The 16009-nt window shown below is 43.9% G+C and carries 16 protein-coding genes and 1 tRNA gene; 13 read left to right on the top strand and 4 right to left on the bottom strand.

Annotated features, from left to right (window positions below):
• Positions 1-11: 11 nt before the first annotated feature.
• From CIK80_RS02045 to CIK80_RS02025, 5 genes are all read left to right on the top strand, one after another.
• Positions 12-1874 (top strand): sialate O-acetylesterase, encoded by a 1863-nt coding sequence (locus CIK80_RS02045; protein WP_095568660.1) that lies wholly within the window; start codon positions 12-14, stop codon positions 1872-1874.
• Positions 1862-2614 (top strand): LamG-like jellyroll fold domain-containing protein, encoded by a 753-nt coding sequence (locus CIK80_RS02040; protein WP_095568659.1) that lies wholly within the window; start codon positions 1862-1864, stop codon positions 2612-2614. The genes CIK80_RS02045 and CIK80_RS02040 overlap by 13 nt, the downstream gene beginning before the upstream one ends.
• Before the next feature lie 65 nt (positions 2615-2679).
• Positions 2680-3150 (top strand): hypothetical protein, encoded by a 471-nt coding sequence (locus CIK80_RS02035; RefSeq protein ID WP_095568658.1) that lies wholly within the window; start codon positions 2680-2682, stop codon positions 3148-3150.
• 55 nt (positions 3151-3205) lie between these two features.
• Positions 3206-3484 (top strand): hypothetical protein, encoded by a 279-nt coding sequence (locus CIK80_RS02030; RefSeq protein ID WP_143516769.1) that lies wholly within the window; start codon positions 3206-3208, stop codon positions 3482-3484.
• Between the two features lie 24 nt (positions 3485-3508).
• Entirely contained in the window at positions 3509-4222 is a 714-nt protein-coding gene (locus tag CIK80_RS02025) for a glycoside hydrolase family 19 protein (RefSeq protein WP_257011665.1), read from the top strand.
• Between the two features lie 80 nt (positions 4223-4302).
• On the opposite strand, the gene CIK80_RS02020 is transcribed toward CIK80_RS02025, so the two are convergent.
• The 3 genes from CIK80_RS02020 to CIK80_RS02010 form a co-directional block, all read right to left on the bottom strand.
• The gene (locus CIK80_RS02020) at positions 4303-5511 is read right to left on the bottom strand and encodes an integrase arm-type DNA-binding domain-containing protein (protein WP_095568656.1); all 1209 of its coding nucleotides are present in this window, start codon (positions 5509-5511) and stop codon (positions 4303-4305) included.
• Between the two features lie 172 nt (positions 5512-5683).
• A tRNA-Leu gene (locus CIK80_RS02015) sits at positions 5684-5770 on the bottom strand.
• Between the two features lie 147 nt (positions 5771-5917).
• A complete protein-coding gene (locus tag CIK80_RS02010) occupies positions 5918-6691 on the bottom strand; it encodes a ferredoxin--NADP reductase (RefSeq protein WP_062844254.1) in 774 nt (257 codons plus the stop codon).
• 445 nt (positions 6692-7136) lie between these two features.
• On the opposite strand from CIK80_RS02010, the gene tsaA reads away from it, so the two are divergent.
• From tsaA to gspK, 8 genes are all read left to right on the top strand, one after another.
• Positions 7137-7985, top strand: a complete 849-nt coding sequence (gene tsaA, locus CIK80_RS02005) for a tRNA (N6-threonylcarbamoyladenosine(37)-N6)-methyltransferase TrmO (protein WP_095568655.1) — start codon at positions 7137-7139, stop codon at positions 7983-7985.
• 143 nt (positions 7986-8128) lie between these two features.
• Positions 8129-9916 carry a GspE/PulE family protein gene (locus CIK80_RS02000; RefSeq protein ID WP_095568654.1) on the top strand — a complete coding sequence of 596 codons (1788 nt, stop codon included), beginning with the start codon at positions 8129-8131 and terminating at the stop codon, positions 9914-9916.
• Between the two features lie 161 nt (positions 9917-10077).
• Positions 10078-10866 (top strand): TatD family hydrolase, encoded by a 789-nt coding sequence (locus tag CIK80_RS01995; RefSeq protein WP_095568653.1) that lies wholly within the window; start codon positions 10078-10080, stop codon positions 10864-10866.
• A gap of 233 nt (positions 10867-11099) precedes the next feature.
• Positions 11100-11783 carry a TetR/AcrR family transcriptional regulator gene (locus CIK80_RS01990; protein ID WP_062844258.1) on the top strand — a complete coding sequence of 228 codons (684 nt, stop codon included), beginning with the start codon at positions 11100-11102 and terminating at the stop codon, positions 11781-11783.
• Between the two features lie 158 nt (positions 11784-11941).
• Positions 11942-12769, top strand: coding sequence for a prepilin-type N-terminal cleavage/methylation domain-containing protein (locus tag CIK80_RS01985; protein WP_095568652.1), 828 nt, complete (start codon positions 11942-11944; stop codon positions 12767-12769).
• A gap of 3 nt (positions 12770-12772) precedes the next feature.
• The gene (gspI, locus tag CIK80_RS01980) at positions 12773-13276 is read left to right on the top strand and encodes a type II secretion system minor pseudopilin GspI (RefSeq protein ID WP_095568651.1); all 504 of its coding nucleotides are present in this window, start codon (positions 12773-12775) and stop codon (positions 13274-13276) included.
• A complete protein-coding gene (gspJ, locus tag CIK80_RS01975; protein ID WP_095568650.1) occupies positions 13273-14106 on the top strand; it encodes a type II secretion system minor pseudopilin GspJ in 834 nt (277 codons plus the stop codon). The genes gspI and gspJ overlap by 4 nt, the downstream gene beginning before the upstream one ends.
• Before the next feature lie 69 nt (positions 14107-14175).
• Positions 14176-15216, top strand: coding sequence for a type II secretion system minor pseudopilin GspK (gspK, locus tag CIK80_RS01970; protein WP_257011664.1), 1041 nt, complete (start codon positions 14176-14178; stop codon positions 15214-15216).
• A gap of 21 nt (positions 15217-15237) precedes the next feature.
• On the opposite strand, the gene CIK80_RS01965 is transcribed toward gspK, so the two are convergent.
• Positions 15238-15918: a TetR family transcriptional regulator gene (locus CIK80_RS01965; RefSeq protein WP_062844261.1), complete on the bottom strand. Its 681-nt coding sequence runs from the start codon at positions 15916-15918 to the stop codon at positions 15238-15240.
• Positions 15919-16009 lie beyond the last annotated feature (91 nt).

Raw genomic sequence — 16009 nt, 5'->3', positions numbered from 1 at the left:
GAGCTTTAAAAATGGCAGAGCCGATTACATTGCAAAGGCTGATTGATGCAAGCATGGATAGCGAATCGCTTGAAGTGGTGGTCAATGGCGATGATAGTACAGACGTAGAAACAAGGTTGGGTGGTACATATCCAACGCTAGCAAAAGCAATCAAGACAATTTTAGAACAAGGCACGCTTAACGCTACATTGTTTAAGACAAAGGCGTTAATGGAGTCTAGCGCACTAGTAGATGATAGTTATGCGCTAGTCACTGATGACGCAGTTGCTGATAATAATGGCTACTATCAAAAACAATCTAGCGAATGGGTGTTTAGTGGTTACAATCCGTCTGCGCAAGCAAAGACGTACACTGATTCAGCGATAACGACAGCCTTAGATGCAACATCATTTGAAACGCAAACAGTGGATTTAGAGCAGCTGCTCACAGTAACTGACGATGATTACAATATATTAATGACCATCGATGAAAATCTCGATGCAAACTTTGACGGCATTGCATCAAATCGGATAGCAACTAAAGGCATGATGATTTTTGAAGATGACTCTGCAACTGGCGCATTCCCGATAACCGATGATTTTGGCAATATCTTAAGCTATTACGATGACAATGGCGTTTTTCAGTATATCGGCAAAGGTGCTGATAATCTAATTGGTGCAGACGACCGCATTGAAACCGACATTATTCATGTATCTATTTATGGTCAATCTTTATCTCTTGGTTTAGGTGCAACAACCGTATCGACTGCCAGCGAATCACCTAACGCTTTGGTGCCAAATCAGGGTATTGAAGACGGTCAGCAGTCGTCGGTTAAGCAAGGCATTAATGCTTTACCGCTTACCTCGACAAGCCTAGTTGCTTTTAATCCTGCGCTCAATCCTAACCTTAAAGAAAACCCTATTTATGGCGCTACTATTCACTTGCAAAAAGCACTGGATGCTCGCGGCTCAACAAGCAAAATACTGCCGTCAGCTCACGGTTACGGCGCAACCGCTATTGCAGGTCTATCAAAGGGCACTATCAACTACAATGTTGGTGTTGCTCAATCTAAGCGATATAGGGAGTATGCAAGTGCTCGTGGTGACTCTTGCTTGACTCAGTTTATGCTGTGGGTACAAGGCGAAGCTGATATCAGCACAGGTCTAAGCAAAGACGCTTACAAGACTGCATTAAATAAATTGCTTGACGACTACCAAACGGACATCAATCAATCAGCATTAAAGCCAATTATGCTCACTTACCAAGTATCGAGCCACACGAAAAGAACGCCAAACAGCACGCCTGATATTGCATACGCTCAGCTTGAGTGCGCCAACGAAAATCCATACATTAAAATGGTTTGTGCTACTTATCCGATGACTTATTATGATGGCGTTCACATGGTGGCTAATTCTTATAAGTGGATGGGGGCTTACTTCGGCAAAGTAATCGATTGGATGCTTGAAAACAAACGCACAGACTGGAAACCTCTACAGCCTGAGAAAGTAATGCGGACTGGTAAAGTGGTGACTGTTATTTTTCATGTGCCAGAAGGCCAGCTTGTGCTAGATACAACAATGGTCACCAATCCGGGTAATTATGGCTTTACGGTCAAAGATGCACTTGGCAATAACTTGACGATCTCTAGCGTATCACTAAAGGGCGATAACAGAGTTAATATTGTACTGTCAGCCATACCAACGTCTGATGTAACGGTGACTTATGCGCTTGGCACGACTGGCGCTGATGCGGGTTACAACACAGGCGCTCGCGGTAACCTGCGTGACTCAGACGACACGATTTCAAACACACTGGATGAAAACGGCAATCCGTATTCTCTATACAACTGGTGCGTACTATTTTCTAAAAAAGAGGGCTTCTCATGGGTTCAGTAATCAGACTTAAAAACTTAAATATTGGCAGCTCACCACTTGGTGCGATCAGCGTACCATTTTTACCAGACAGCACAATGACTTTAGTGCCGTCGGTAAACGGTGTTGTCTCTAAGCTGCCAGCAGGGGTCACATTAACGCCAGTAGGTAGTCCAACAGTTACGGCTGACTACATACAAGGCAACGCTAACGTCAATTACCTTACAACAAACTATGTACGTGACAGCACTAAGAGCTTTACGCTTGCTTTAGTGATGAAGCGTGACGCGGTAAATGGCACACAGTTTTATGCAGGTGACTATCACAACGCCTCGCATCCAAAATACCCAAATAACGCAGGTATGGGGATTATATCGACAAGCACGCAAGGTATTAGGCCCACAATACATTTAACATCAGGCTCTATTTTTAGCACGTCAAATATGCCAGCAGCGCTTAATACTGGTGTGAATTTGGGCGAATGGTACTTTGCATGTTTGACAGTTAATGCGACAACAAAAACTGCAACACTCTATGTGCCAGCGCTAAATGTCGCTTGGACAGATACATATACAAGCGAGATGCGCCCACTCGAATACGATGAAACGTTTAACTTTGTTGGTAATGTGAGCGGCGCAAGCGGTGGCGCTGCATATTTAGCACAGCTGTCTTTTTACGAGCGACACTTTACACAAGCAGAGGTCATGCAACAGTACGAATTATCAAAAAGATACTGTCAAGCAAAAGGTCTGACTGTTAACTAGCAGCGCTTTCAAAACAAAACCCCTTAACTGGGGTTTTTTATTATCAAATTTTTGAGGAGTGACGGATGCAAATAAGCATCAGACAGGCATGGTGGGTGCTGATTGCAGTCCTCGTCATCGCTTACCCTATTAGCGCAAAAGCCGCTGAAATCGCACAGCAGGTCTACGGTGCCCCATTCTTACCAAGCTGGTATGGCATTGCTGCGTTCAGCTTTGGTGGTGGATTAGTGGCATCATTTGTTTATATTGATGACATTGACAGGCAGCTCAAGCATCCAGTGTTAGCCAAAATTGTTATTGGTTTTTTATCTGGTATCGCGCTTTGTATGCTCCTATCGCAAGATGCAGCCAACCCAAAACCAGCTTTAACCTTTTGGGCGTTTGTAGCATCAGCAGCAAGCGCACCTATTGTTTGCGGTGCTTTGGTCTATCTGAGTGACAAAGGCAGATTGTTTGGCTGGTTCGACATCGTAGCAGACCGTCTGCCACGATCACGATCAAAAGGAGGCGATGATGATAACGCCAATTTTAGTTGATTTAATATTGAACATAACTGCTTTTTTATTTGGTCTTTACATACTTAGCTGCAAGATGTACGCGTTCAATCGTGCCATTTATACGCCAAAGGCTGAGACGCTAACCATAGCCGCCTTTATGCTCGGCTGGTCTATCTTTGGTTTTAAAGCATTTGCTGTCATATCTCGATACCCGCCTTGGCTGTCCGATAATAACGGGTGGCAGGGTGCATGGAGTTACACGCTTGGTCGCGCGGTTCTCGTCGTCGCCTTTGTGGTTGTGACCTGCATTTTTAGCAAGCGAGCAGCAGCACAGCGACTTGAACGTAATAAAGACAAACAACACGCCCCTTAATTGGGGCTTTTTTTGGAGCTGAAAATGTCTAGACAGATGAACTCTCATCAACTCAAGATGCACAATCGAGCGCTATCAGCGACAAGACGACTGCAAGCACAGTTGAATGAAACGCCCGATGGTTTTTGGGGTGGTGATTCACAGGCCGCTTTGCTTTGTAGCTCTAAGCAAGTTGGTTATGATTGGGACAAGCTGCGCGCGCACTTTGGCAGTTTCAAACAATCACAAGTCGATGGATTCAATGCGGTATTAGATGCAATCAACAAATACAATAGTGACGCTATCACACCAGCATTTATCGCCTATATGCTCGCCACTGCATGGCATGAGACAGCACATACCATGTTACCCATTGCTGAGTACGGTAAAGGCCGTGGTCGCAAGTATGGAAGCAATGTAGATATTGACGGCTCGCGCTATGAAGGGCTGCCTCATATCTATTATGGGCGTGGCTATGTGCAATTAACATGGCTATCAAACTACGTCAAAATGGGTAAGTTGCTAAATATAGACTTGGTTAACAACCCTGATTTGGCAATGCAGCCAAAACATGCGGCCGATATTATGATCGCTGGTATGTTAGGTGGTTTGTTCACCGGTCTATCGTTATCACGTTGCATCACGTATGGTCTGTACTTTGAGTTTATCCAAGCACGTAAGATAATCAACGGCACAGATAAAGATGATGCTATTGCTGATTATGCGGTTAACTTTTTGGATAGTTTGGTTGTTTCTTAGCCGCATTTGAATAGGTCTACCCTGTGCCCCGTCATTAATTTGGCGGGGCTTTTTTTGTGCCTAAAATTAACTACCGAGCATTAATCGGTGGTTGATTTCAAGCTGTCGAGATAGTCAGCCCATTTTTGCATCATATCAAGTCGCTCTTCTAAAAACTGCACTCTATTATAAGCACGTCCGTTGCTGTCTCTCACGCTATGCCCTAACTGCATTTCAATAATGCGATAGTCAAACTTAAATTTTTCTTCTAATAGCGTTCGAGCAATAGCGCGGAATCCATGACTTGTCTGTTCACTACTCACAAAACCCATGCGCCTAAGCGCCTGATTTAATGTGTTTTCTGATAATGGACGCGAAGCATTGATCACCGACGGAAAAGCAAGCTCACTATCTCTATACTCACGCATCTCAGCCAATATTTGTAATGCTTGGCTAGATAATGGCGTGACCATTTTAACTTTGGTTGACTTCATTGTTTTTGATGGCGTGTAAGTCCATGTTGCTTGCTCAAAATCAACGTCGACCCATTTTAAGTGGCGCACTTCGCCAGGGCGCGCAAAAGTAAGCAAGGCAAATTCTAGCGCCTTTCTTGTCACAAGGTGGCCATGATAGCCGTCAATACATTGCACAAGCTCAGTCAAGCGAGGTTCATCAAGTATGGCGGGATTATGGCGTGTGTCCGCTGATTTGAATACACCTCGTAGATGCAAGGCTGGATTGTTATCAGTGCGACCAGTTGCAATAGCAAAGGCCATGACTTGGCTTATCATCGTCCGCATTTTTTGCAGTTTGGTAAGATGACCTGCTTTTTCAGCTTTGCGCAGCACAGCCAAACAGTCGGCAGTGGTGACATCGCTTACTGGCTTATTGCCAATCACAATCAAAACCTCACTGATGTAACTCTGCATTTTTTCTAACGTGCCTGAGCTATAACTTTTGGTAGATAGCCACTCATTGAAAACCGATTTAAAATCGTTTGCTATTTTATTGCGCTCAGAAGTTATCTGATCTTTGTTATTCGTCTTTGGATCAACATTGTTTTCAATCAGCACATCACACTCAGCACGTTTTTTGCGAGCATCAGCTAAAGATAGAGCAGGGTACCGACCAAGTTTGAACATATCAGCGATACCAGTGTAGGGACGACTGTATTGATAATACCAAGTCTTGGTACCTGACTTTGCAACATTGAGCACTAGACCATTACCGTCATACAATCGATACGGCTTATCTTTTGGCTTAGCTTTCGCCACCTCGGTATTGGTCAGCGGATTAGTGATGCGAGCCATAACAGTAAATCCTAATAGTAAAAACAGTAAAAACGGCAATTACTGGCAAGTTTACTGTTAATAATCTCGGTTTACAACAGACAAGTACAGACATATACAGACAACAAAAAAGCCCAAACGCTTATCACGTATGGGCTTATTGGTCATCGTCGTACAACTACAGACTGCTATATGGTACCAGTGGTCGGACTCGAACCGACACGCTTTTAAAGGCAACGGATTTTGAATCCGTCATGTCTACCAATTCCATCACACTGGCATGTAAGGAGATAACATCTAATGTAGAATAGAGATTATCGAATTGGGCTACAGGGTTAACTCTGTATAGGCTGCGTATTATAGCAGCCTATTTTTAGCCGTCAAGAATTATTTTAAATTATTTTCGACTGATTTACCAAAATACCTATTATCCAACAAACGCACGTTCAACAGCATAGTCTGCTTGTACACCCATACGTGGTGATACGGTCAAACCAAAATCATCCAAAATGGTTGAAACATCTGCGTTAAATGGCATGCTGCCGCATATCAAAACACGGTCATCCTCTTTATTGATTGGTGGCAATCCAATATCTTCAAAAAGCTTGCCTGATTTCATCAAATCCGTCACACGACCTTGATTTCTAAATTCTTCACGAGTAACGGTAGGGTAGTAGATGAATTTTTCGCGATACCATTCGCCAAAGATTTCGTCATTAGGAAGCTCGTTCTCGAACATGTCGCGATAAGCCAAGTCTTCTGCGTTACGTACCCCATGTACCAGAATTATTTTTTCAAAACGCTCATAGACTTCAGGATCACGCGCCAATGCCAAAAACGGTGCCATGCCCGTTCCTGTTGAGAGCATGTATAAATGTTTGCCCGGTAACAAATCGTCTAATACAAGCGTACCAGTGGGTTTTTTACTGACCAATAACTCATCGCCAACCTTGATATGCTGTAAGCGTGAGGTCAGAGGGCCGTCTGGAACCTTAATAGAAAAGAATTCCAAATGATCTTCGTAGTTAGGGCTGGCAATTGAGTAAGCGCGTAATAGCGGTCTGCCATCGACAACGATTCCAATCATCGCAAACTCGCCATTACGAAAACGTAAGCCGTCGTCACGAGTGGTTTTGATACTAAATAGAGAGTCATTCCAATGATGAACCTCAGTGACCGTTTCGGTGCGAAGTTTTGACATAAAGTCCTCGTCAATAAGTTGCTATCTGTGTCGTTAAATTAAATGAGTATTAAATGTATTTTTTTCAATGTTACATTAAAAATGATAAATGATATTAAAATGATAAAAAGGTATCGAGCCTTGATGACGGTATAAATTGTTGTTTTTAAAACATCAATTTTGCAAGCGTTCACTAATATCACATATTCATTGACCAAAATCTGAGCGCTATTCTAACATTTTATGTGATGTTGTCAGTATGTAGAGGTGGCTTGAAGGTCTATAGAAAGGTAAGCAATTAAACGGCTGTCATCGAAGTGCTCGCTCATAATACCAAACTTTAAAATAAAAATCCGTCCAGTAGCAGCAATGCAGCATGATAAAATGGAATATCGTTAGCGAGTAATTTTGTAAGATTGGGCAGTTTTGCTTGATAAAAGAGCACGGTTATTTACGGAGTAGGTTTATGTCTAGTGAAAATGCGTCTCAAAGTGATGGTTATCACGCACCAATTATTGGCTATCATCGTGCGCCGCTGACGCAAAAATTTGGTGCGCCAAGACAGCCAAACTTGGTAGCACTGACCAGTATTATTGAAATGTTAGCGCCTTATGATGATCCGGCCGCTTTTATTGGTATGGAGGCGTTTAGTCATATTTGGATCAGTTGGCATTTTCATCACAACTATATTAATAAAAACAATAGTCGTGATAAAACAGACACCCGTTTTCGCCCGCAAGTACGTCCTCCTAGGCTCGGTGGTAATCAAAAAATAGGTGTATTCGCCAGTCGTAGTATGTATCGGCCTTCTGCCTTAGGATTGTCTGTTGTTAAGCTTGAACGTATTGAGATCTTAGAAGGACGCGTATTACTGGTTATTAGCGGAGCCGATATGATCGATGCCACGCCAATCATCGATATCAAACCCTATGTCGCTTATAGTGATGCGATTGTGCACGCAGAAAGTGGCTTTGCTCCATCAGCCCCCATACTGTCGGAAGTGATGATCACTGAATCTGCTCACGAGCAGTTCATGGGTTTGGTGAATATCGAGCAGAACAAACAATGTACCGATAACGCCACTGGGGCAGAGCTTAATACAGTCGCCGCGCATATTCATCAAATACAGAACCAGTTGCTGGTCTCTGATATGGATGCGATTAAAGCGCTTATCGCTCAAGACCCACGTCCAGCCTACCGCCGTGATGATACAAAAACGGCGTTTGTGATGCGTTATAAGTCTATCGATGTAACGTTTCGGTTGATAGAATCAAAGCATTTACAAATAACTGATGTGGTAGAGGTGAGTGTGTAGCGCTAGAATCGCCTCGTCGCACTTACTTATTAGTCGCTTGTGAATGATAGAGTAGTGATTGATAAAGCTTTAAACTGACATTTGTCTCTATTTACATTCATATCTTTACCGAAATTCGTTGCCAATAATACAAGAAGAAAAATATGTCTGTTCAAAATTATTCGATAGTGATTGATCTGCGTTGGTGTCTCGATGAGTTGTTGGCAGATAAAGTCATTGATCAGCGCGGTTACAACCTAGTTATTACCAGTCGTCGTGATAAAGCGCAGCATCCATTGATTACCATCAGTGAGTTTGGTTTACCAAATGGTCATGCCCTTGAACCAAACGCTGAGACCAAGTTGACCCTTGCGTGGTTGAATCAGTGGTTGGCCAGCAAAGCAGGTATGACACTGGTTCGTATTGATCCCTTAAAAGTGGATGTCCCTGCTGCGACTCAGTTGATGTCCTTTGAATATGCACGCTCGCAGCATATCTTACCAATTGAAGTGAAGAATGATGAAGTGGTCATTGGGACAGATCAGCCATTTTATACGGACTGGCAAGCAAATATTGAAAAGCTCGTTAAGTCTAGAAACTATCGCACGGTTTATATCAGTCCTGACCAGATTCATCGCTATCGACGAGAGTTCTATCAAGTAACCCAAGCGATTGCTGGGGCAAATAGTGTCCATAAACGGGCGGCAGCGGACGTCACCAATGTCGAGGCATTATTGCAACTGGGTGACAACACCAACCCCGATGCCAATGATCAGCATATCGTCAGAGTGGTTGATTGGCTATTGCAGTACGCTTTTGAGCAACGCGCCAGTGATATTCATCTAGAGCCGCGTCGTGAGACAGGTAAGGTGCGTTTTCGTATTGATGGTGTGTTACATACCGTTTATGAGATGCCGCTGGCAATTATAGTGGCAGTGACGGCACGTATTAAAATCTTAGGGCGACTTAATGTTGCTGAAAAGCGTAAACCGCAAGATGGTCGCCTTAAAACCCGTACGCCAAAGGGGTTGGAGACTGAGCTACGTTTATCGACCATGCCAACAGCTTTCGGTGAAAAATTGGTCATGCGCGTGTTTGATCCTGAAGTATTGGTACGCTCATTTGCTCAGCTTGGCTTATCTGGCAAGCAGCTTGAGACATGGCATGAGTTGACTGCCAATCCTAACGGTATTATCTTGGTTACAGGTCCGACAGGCTCAGGAAAAACAACCACTTTATACAGTACGCTCAAGCAGCTAGCCACTGAGCAAGTCAACGTCTGTACGATTGAAGACCCGATTGAGATGATTGAACCAGCCTTTAACCAAATGCAGGTCAATCCTGGCGTCGAGCTGCATTTTGCAGATGGTATTCGCTCATTAATGCGTCAAGACCCTGATATCATTATGGTGGGTGAGATTCGTGATGCCGAAACGGCAAATATGGCAGTACAAGCCTCTCTGACTGGTCATTTGGTACTATCGACATTACATACCAATGATGCGCCAAGCTCGATTACTCGTCTACACGATTTGGGCATCCAGCCGTTTTTAACGTCAGCGACTATTTTAGGAGTGATGGCTCAGCGTTTATTACGGACGCTATGTCCACACTGTAAGCAAGCAGTAGACGTGGCGCCTGATAGCGAGATTGCCATTCAGTGGCAAGAGCTAGTTCAGCCTTGGCGTGCGGCACTGCCTGCTCAAATCTATACGGCGCAAGGTTGCGAGCACTGTCGTCACACCGGTTATCAGGGTCGTGTGGGTCTGTACGAAATCATGCCCTTATCCAATGAGTTAAAAAAACTGGTCGCGGCTGATGCCAATTTGGACGTGCTCAAACAGCAAGCCTACCGAGAAGGCGTACAACCACTGCGTTTGTCTGGCGCAAAACGTATTAGCGAAGGAGTGACCACCATAGAAGAGGTGATGCGCGTCGTACCATTGCACTGATTTCAAGTCGTTATGATTTTAAGTAGTTATAAATAGGCTTGATAAATAAGGTACTTTTAATTTACTTGAAAACAGCTGTCTTTAGAGCAATACATACCCATAACATTTTTAATTTTTAACTCAATTTTGCTATTTATCCATTTTTATTAACGAGAGAGTATATGTTTACTGATACCCATTGCCATCTGAATCGTTTAGATTTAACCAAATACGATGGTCAATTGTCTGGCGCAATAGATGCGATGAAAGCCGCTAATGTCACTCGTGCGATGGCGATCATGTGTGATTTTGATGAATATGAAGATATTGCCAAGATTGTTAGCACCTATAACAATGAGACGCTCAATCTGGGTATGAGTGTGGGTATCCATCCTTGTGAAGACATTCAGGTCTTGCAATCAGCGACCGTTGAGCGACTGATAGAGACGGCCAGCAACGATTACGTATGGGCCATAGGAGAGACAGGGCTCGATTATTACTGGTCGACTGAAAACAAAAAAGAGCAACAAGCCAGCCTTGCTCGTCATATTCATGCCAGCCAACATTTAAAGAAACCACTCGTGATACATATGCGTGATGCCAAAAAAGACACCATCGATATCCTAAAAAGTGAGGGCGCTGAACATGGCATTATTCACTGCTTTACTGAAGATTGGGAAACCGCAAAACAGGCATTGGATTTGGGGTTTTATATCTCATTTTCAGGTATTGTAAGCTTTAAGAGTGCTCAAATGATTCAGGACGCGGCACGAAAAATGCCTAAAGACAGAGTACTTATAGAAACGGACAGCCCTTATCTAGCGCCCGTACCCAAGCGTGGTAGACCGAATGAACCCGCTTATGTACCCTATGTGGCAGCTTATATCGCAGATATGTATGGCTGTAGTGCCGAAGAGGTAGGCAAACTAACTGCAAAAAACTTTGAAAATTTACTGGCACAGTATCATTAAAATCGTTATGCTATGACCAATCAGTCATTTATCAGCTAGCCTTGAAACCTCAAGTGCTAAGCCATTCAAATGACAAGTATAACTCTATGGTTGTTAGTCACTATTTCGCAAATATAAGCATATCCTCTGTTGTCGTTTTTGAGCCGTCTTTGTATAGATTTATACTTGCATTGCCCATGCTCTAATCCAAACAACGGTCGTATGTCCAATCTTGTCAGGTTTTAGGAGATATTATGAGTCGTCAGCACCAATTCAAAGCACGAGAAGAGAATATCTTAGCGATGGCAGAGCAACTGCTACTTGAGTCGGGCGATGGTGATATCACTTTAGACAGTTTGGCAGACCAGCTTGATTTGGCTAAAGGCACACTATATAAGCATTTTTCCAGTAAAGATGAGCTTTATTTGCGTATTATCATTCGTTATGAGGAGCAGCTGTTTGCAATTAACCGTATTGACGACTGTCCATCGGCAGGCGTGGCACGAATGATTTTTCAGCAGCTATTTAATCCACAAAAAGCGATGTTACTCAATCAAATTGAAGAACGCTTGGCGGCATCAGTAACGGGTCTCAATCGCTTGTTTGGCGAGTTATATGATATTCGCCGTCAACGTATGAAGCGTTTGATTGACATCATTAGTGCTTATCTAAAAGACGAACACAGTAGCCTAAGTACTCGTGATTATTTATCTTCTATTTGGGCAATGGGTCAAGGTGGAGCAGGATTGTTGAACTCGAGCTTCTATCAGCGCTATTTGGGTCGCCGTGATACCCTACGTTATGCTTTTGTGCAGCAAATGCTTGAACTGCCAAGTCACTATCCTGCTCATGAGGATGAAGTGATGGATGAGGACATGCAAGAGCTGGTAGAGCAAATCGATACTGAGTCAGAAGAGCACCGCAACACCAGTTATTAATATCTTTTTTAACGCGTTAATCATATAAATGAGCGCGTGCAAGAATCTGTGTCGTCGTACAGGCTATGGCGACACATGCTATTCTGTTCTTTTAGCGTACTGCTACTCATACCATTGTATACACAACAACCTGCTTATTATGGGCTTATAGGTGCAATATGACGGTCACTGCCAAGACCCAGTCCAGCTCAGCGACCAGTGACTATACTGCCTTAATCCATAAAAGTCTGTCATATGATACAACAGGTATCAATCCGTTAGATTGTCCTTATTCTGATAAACACTCTTTGCAAAAAAATCCTTACGCGCCTGCTTCTCGTCTGCTTTATTTACCAGGCTCACAATCAGGGTTTACTTTGGTTGAGATTGTCGTTGTCGTGGTTATTTTATCCATCTTTGCTGGCATGATGAGCTTATCCGTTGGTAGTAGTGAATCTCGCAAAAACCGTGCATTTTATGAACATCTTACCGATTCATTAAGCTATGTTCGACTGTTATCAGCGGAGCGTATGCAACCAATGGGTCTAAGCTTGCAAGCTGATAAGCAAGGTCAGGTTGCGCCTGTGATTGTCACTTTATCAAACGCTTATATTGCTTATCAAACACCTGAAATCACCTCCAATAGTATGGACAGTCGTCCTAAAAATGCGATGGAGTTATCGTCAGACCTGACAAGTATGTCCGGTATGATTGGTGAACAACAGCCTACGCCGAGCTGGGAAGTTGAGCCAGAGGTCAGCTTGCCTGAGCTGCCTACTGACGTCAGTCTGCGGATACAGAGTTTGGACTCTGGTAACGTACCAAATACGAATCAAAATCAGACACTACAACCTTGGTTTGCCAGTCAAGCCGTACCACAGATATTATGGTTTGGTACTGGGCAAGCGACACCAGTGACCATTGAAGTGATTCATGATTCGCGTTTGGTGGGGGAGGTGATTACGATTATGCCTGATGGTAGTATGATGATCGGGCAGGAGTTATAATTGATGGCTCCTTTATCCAAATCATCTCCTGCTGTTATCAAGAAAGCACCTTCTAGATCCAAACACGAGCGTGGCTTTACTCTGATCGAAGTCATGGTTGCCTTAGCCATTTTGGCAGTGGTTGCTGTTGCTGCGAGCCGTGCAAGTAGTGCGTATCTCAGCTCTGTCGATACATTGCGTACTCGCACACTGGCCCACTTCGTCGCACAAAATACAGCAGCCGATTTACATATTCAAAAGACATGGCTAACCGCAAATCGTACGCAGACGATCAATGCTCAAGGTCGTGATTGGCAAGTGGTGATTACAGTCAGTAATGCCATCACACCTGCACTAAAAAAAGTAAATATCGCTGTTGCCCCTATGGTGGACGGACAGACGCGTAACGTCGTGACAGATATTGATGTGATCTTAAGCAATCCTGAGCAAGACATGGGCAGTTTGGATCTGGGTAATATGAGTAGTCAGAGCGCAGATACGTTAGGACAAATAGGGGACGGCCTATGAAGCATCAGCATGGATTCACTCTGCTTGAGCTCATGGTGGCTATGGCTATATTTGCTATGCTAGCGGTGGCAGGATGGCAAGTGTTTGATAGTGTCAATCGCGCTCGTGAGCGGTCACAATTTCATGCCGATAATTTGGCCGTGTTGCAATATGCCTATTTGCAGTTACAGCAAGACATGAGTCAGATCATCCCTTACCAAGCACTTGATGCTCAGTCAGATAATATTGCAAATAACAGTCTCAACGCGGATAGCCAAGCCAACGAGAAAGCGCCAGAGCCTTTTATGAGTTTGGATGGTGAGCATGTCAGCTTTGTACGCTATGCCGATCCTGATCCGCGTTATCAAAGCAGTGCCAGTATCCAGCATGTCGAATACGTTTTTGTAGATGAGCGCTTGATTCGCCGTCAATACACTAGCCTAGGCGGTGAACGTGACAGTATCAGCTTAGATAGCGTGTTGCTTGAAGGCGTGACTGATGGACGTTGGCAAGCCTATTTACCAGAGTTAAGCACCAAATTCCCTAATGAAAACAACAGTAATAGTAGTGTGAATAGTAGCGCTACGCAGATAAATACTGATGGCAGCGCGAAGTCTGAATTGCCTTTACTACCAAAAGGCACGGCTGTTAGTTTCACTTATCAAGATATGCCAATCACTTGGCAATGGGCGCTTGCCCCTCAGCCGTTACCACGTAGTTATAAAAGTGCCAGTAACAATCAAAACCCTTCTAATGACCAAAACCTTCCTGACGACCAAAATAATAACAGCGACCGTACTGGCAACGACGCTCAAAGTGGCTCCAATGATGGCGTAGAGAATAGTGATTGAGAAGATAATATCAACTGAGAAGGTAACGTTAAAAACGTACCACAGGATCAATAACCAAGGCCACCACTTATGTCAATGACAGCGCATTCTCAGCGCGGCGTAGCGCTCTTGACTATCTTACTATTGGTCGTCAGTATCACTGTGGTCGCAGGTGCCATGCTTGCCAGTCAAAAAATTGCTATTAGGCGCAGTGGTTTGTTGTTTGATCAAAATCAATTACTACAAGATATTAGTGCTGGTCAGCAATTAGCGCTTACCATGATTCGTGCTGATAATAAGCTGAATGATACGGACAGCGCACAGGATATTTGGGCACAGCCGATACCGCCATACGCCTTGGGTGGTCATAGTATTGGTATCGAAGTGCGTGATGAGGCTAGCCGCTTTAATATTAATAATTTGTATCAAAATGGCGCGGTTGATACAGCCGCTGTCGCCATGTTTCAAAGGCTGTTGACTCAATTAAATCTAGAGCCTGATATTGCTATTGCGGTACTTGATTATCAAGACAGCGACAGTGAGGTATATAAAGATGGCGGTGCTGAAGATGCGGTGTATACGCAGCAATCGAATACGATCTTACCAAATCAGTCTTTTGTAAGTGTCGATCAGTTGCAAGAGGTACGAGGCATCACCGCTGAGGCATTAAAGACACTGCGTCCGTATATTACGGCGGTACCTTACTTTGTACCAGTGAATGTGAATACAGCCAGCCCTGTGTTGCTAGCTGCCTTAATGGACGGTGCTACAAGTGAGCAGATGCAAGGGCTGGTCGATATGAGATCGAAGCAGGCAATCGCAACCATCGATGATCTGTGGCAATTACCCGTGTTGAGCAGTTTGGATGACGCGCAGCGTAAAGATCTTTCGACCTTATTAGCAGTGGACAGTCAGGCATTTTTGGCACTGATTACGGCCACCGATAGTGGCAGTATCGGTCAAACCAGACAACGCTTCGCAACCGTACTGATTAGCAAAACGCCAACTGACGTCAGCGCTGTAGAAAGTAGTAATGGCAATACTAATAATAGTGGTACTGATAACAATGAAAAAGCTAAGACCATTGAGATAGTGACACAGCGCCTTTGGGCTTTTAGACCCAGTTTTTGACAGGTATCAAAAAGCCAATGATTAATCTTTCAAACGAGTCTCTTCACTCGACTTCCAGTTATAAGCACCATAAAACAGCATCTGCGCTTGGCGAGTACAGTTATGTAGCATGAGATGCTTATTCTCTTCAATCTCATTCAAATCGACCTCATCGTCATGATCTTCTGTATAGGTCAGCTCTAGCCAGTCGATGATCCAAGAAAAGAACATATTGACACCCGCTTCAGCCAATAAGCGACGGTCATACCCATTGATGTGAGTAAAGGCTGGCTGCAGCGCCAAATCTTCCGCTAAACTGTGTGCGTGTTTTTTAACCAGCTCATTGATGGCTTTGCGCACGGCTTCTGAGCCGCCATAACGCTCACTGACTAAAAATTGCCAATAATAAGGCTGATCGCTGACCATATACAAAAACAGCTGAATACTTTTTGCAATTTGGCGATCAAAGCTGCGTTTGCGGCCTATTTGTAAGCTGTCGCTCAATATGGCCAACGTACCGCCCAGCTCTTCTACCACAAGCGCACGACCTAGCGACTCCATATCATCAAAATGTCGATAAAATGCAGTTGGCACAACCCCTACCTCACGGGTTACCTGCCTGAGGCTAATAGAGCTAAAAGACTGTCCTGTCATACACAGATCGAGCACTGCATTAAAAAAGGCGTGCCGAGTCTGAAGTTTCTTTTGTTCGCGACTGCTCATAATGGTTCAAAATTATCCGATAGGGGTTTATCATACTCATTTCAGCGCACAAATACGACTGAAATACGCAAATTGTTTTAATCCGTTCAAC

Origin of the sequence: Psychrobacter sp. JB193 (assembly GCF_002285555.1) — a bacterium.
Classification (GTDB): domain Bacteria; phylum Pseudomonadota; class Gammaproteobacteria; order Pseudomonadales; family Moraxellaceae; genus Psychrobacter; species Psychrobacter alimentarius.
Note: the sequence above shows the minus strand (reverse complement) of the source record. Positions and strands in the feature narration are given on the sequence as shown.

Excerpts from the sequence above, each read along its gene's own strand:
- CIK80_RS02045 (WP_095568660.1), top strand. The coding sequence starts at position 12 with ATGGCAGAGCCGATTACATTGCAAAGGCTGATTGATGCAAGCATGGAT.
- CIK80_RS02040 (WP_095568659.1), top strand. The coding sequence starts at position 1,862 with ATGGGTTCAGTAATCAGACTTAAAAACTTAAATATTGGCAGCTCACCA.
- CIK80_RS02035 (WP_095568658.1), top strand. The coding sequence starts at position 2,680 with ATGCAAATAAGCATCAGACAGGCATGGTGGGTGCTGATTGCAGTCCTC.
- CIK80_RS02030 (WP_143516769.1), top strand. The coding sequence starts at position 3,206 with ATGTACGCGTTCAATCGTGCCATTTATACGCCAAAGGCTGAGACGCTA.
- CIK80_RS02025 (WP_257011665.1), top strand. The coding sequence starts at position 3,509 with ATGTCTAGACAGATGAACTCTCATCAACTCAAGATGCACAATCGAGCG.
- CIK80_RS02020 (WP_095568656.1), bottom strand. The coding sequence starts at position 5,511 with ATGGCTCGCATCACTAATCCGCTGACCAATACCGAGGTGGCGAAAGCT.
- CIK80_RS02010 (WP_062844254.1), bottom strand. The coding sequence starts at position 6,691 with ATGTCAAAACTTCGCACCGAAACGGTCACTGAGGTTCATCATTGGAAT.
- tsaA (WP_095568655.1), top strand. The coding sequence starts at position 7,137 with ATGTCTAGTGAAAATGCGTCTCAAAGTGATGGTTATCACGCACCAATT.
- CIK80_RS02000 (WP_095568654.1), top strand. The coding sequence starts at position 8,129 with ATGTCTGTTCAAAATTATTCGATAGTGATTGATCTGCGTTGGTGTCTC.
- CIK80_RS01995 (WP_095568653.1), top strand. The coding sequence starts at position 10,078 with ATGTTTACTGATACCCATTGCCATCTGAATCGTTTAGATTTAACCAAA.
- CIK80_RS01990 (WP_062844258.1), top strand. The coding sequence starts at position 11,100 with ATGAGTCGTCAGCACCAATTCAAAGCACGAGAAGAGAATATCTTAGCG.
- CIK80_RS01985 (WP_095568652.1), top strand. The coding sequence starts at position 11,942 with ATGACGGTCACTGCCAAGACCCAGTCCAGCTCAGCGACCAGTGACTAT.
- gspI (WP_095568651.1), top strand. The coding sequence starts at position 12,773 with ATGGCTCCTTTATCCAAATCATCTCCTGCTGTTATCAAGAAAGCACCT.
- gspJ (WP_095568650.1), top strand. The coding sequence starts at position 13,273 with ATGAAGCATCAGCATGGATTCACTCTGCTTGAGCTCATGGTGGCTATG.
- gspK (WP_257011664.1), top strand. The coding sequence starts at position 14,176 with ATGTCAATGACAGCGCATTCTCAGCGCGGCGTAGCGCTCTTGACTATC.
- CIK80_RS01965 (WP_062844261.1), bottom strand. The coding sequence starts at position 15,918 with ATGAGCAGTCGCGAACAAAAGAAACTTCAGACTCGGCACGCCTTTTTT.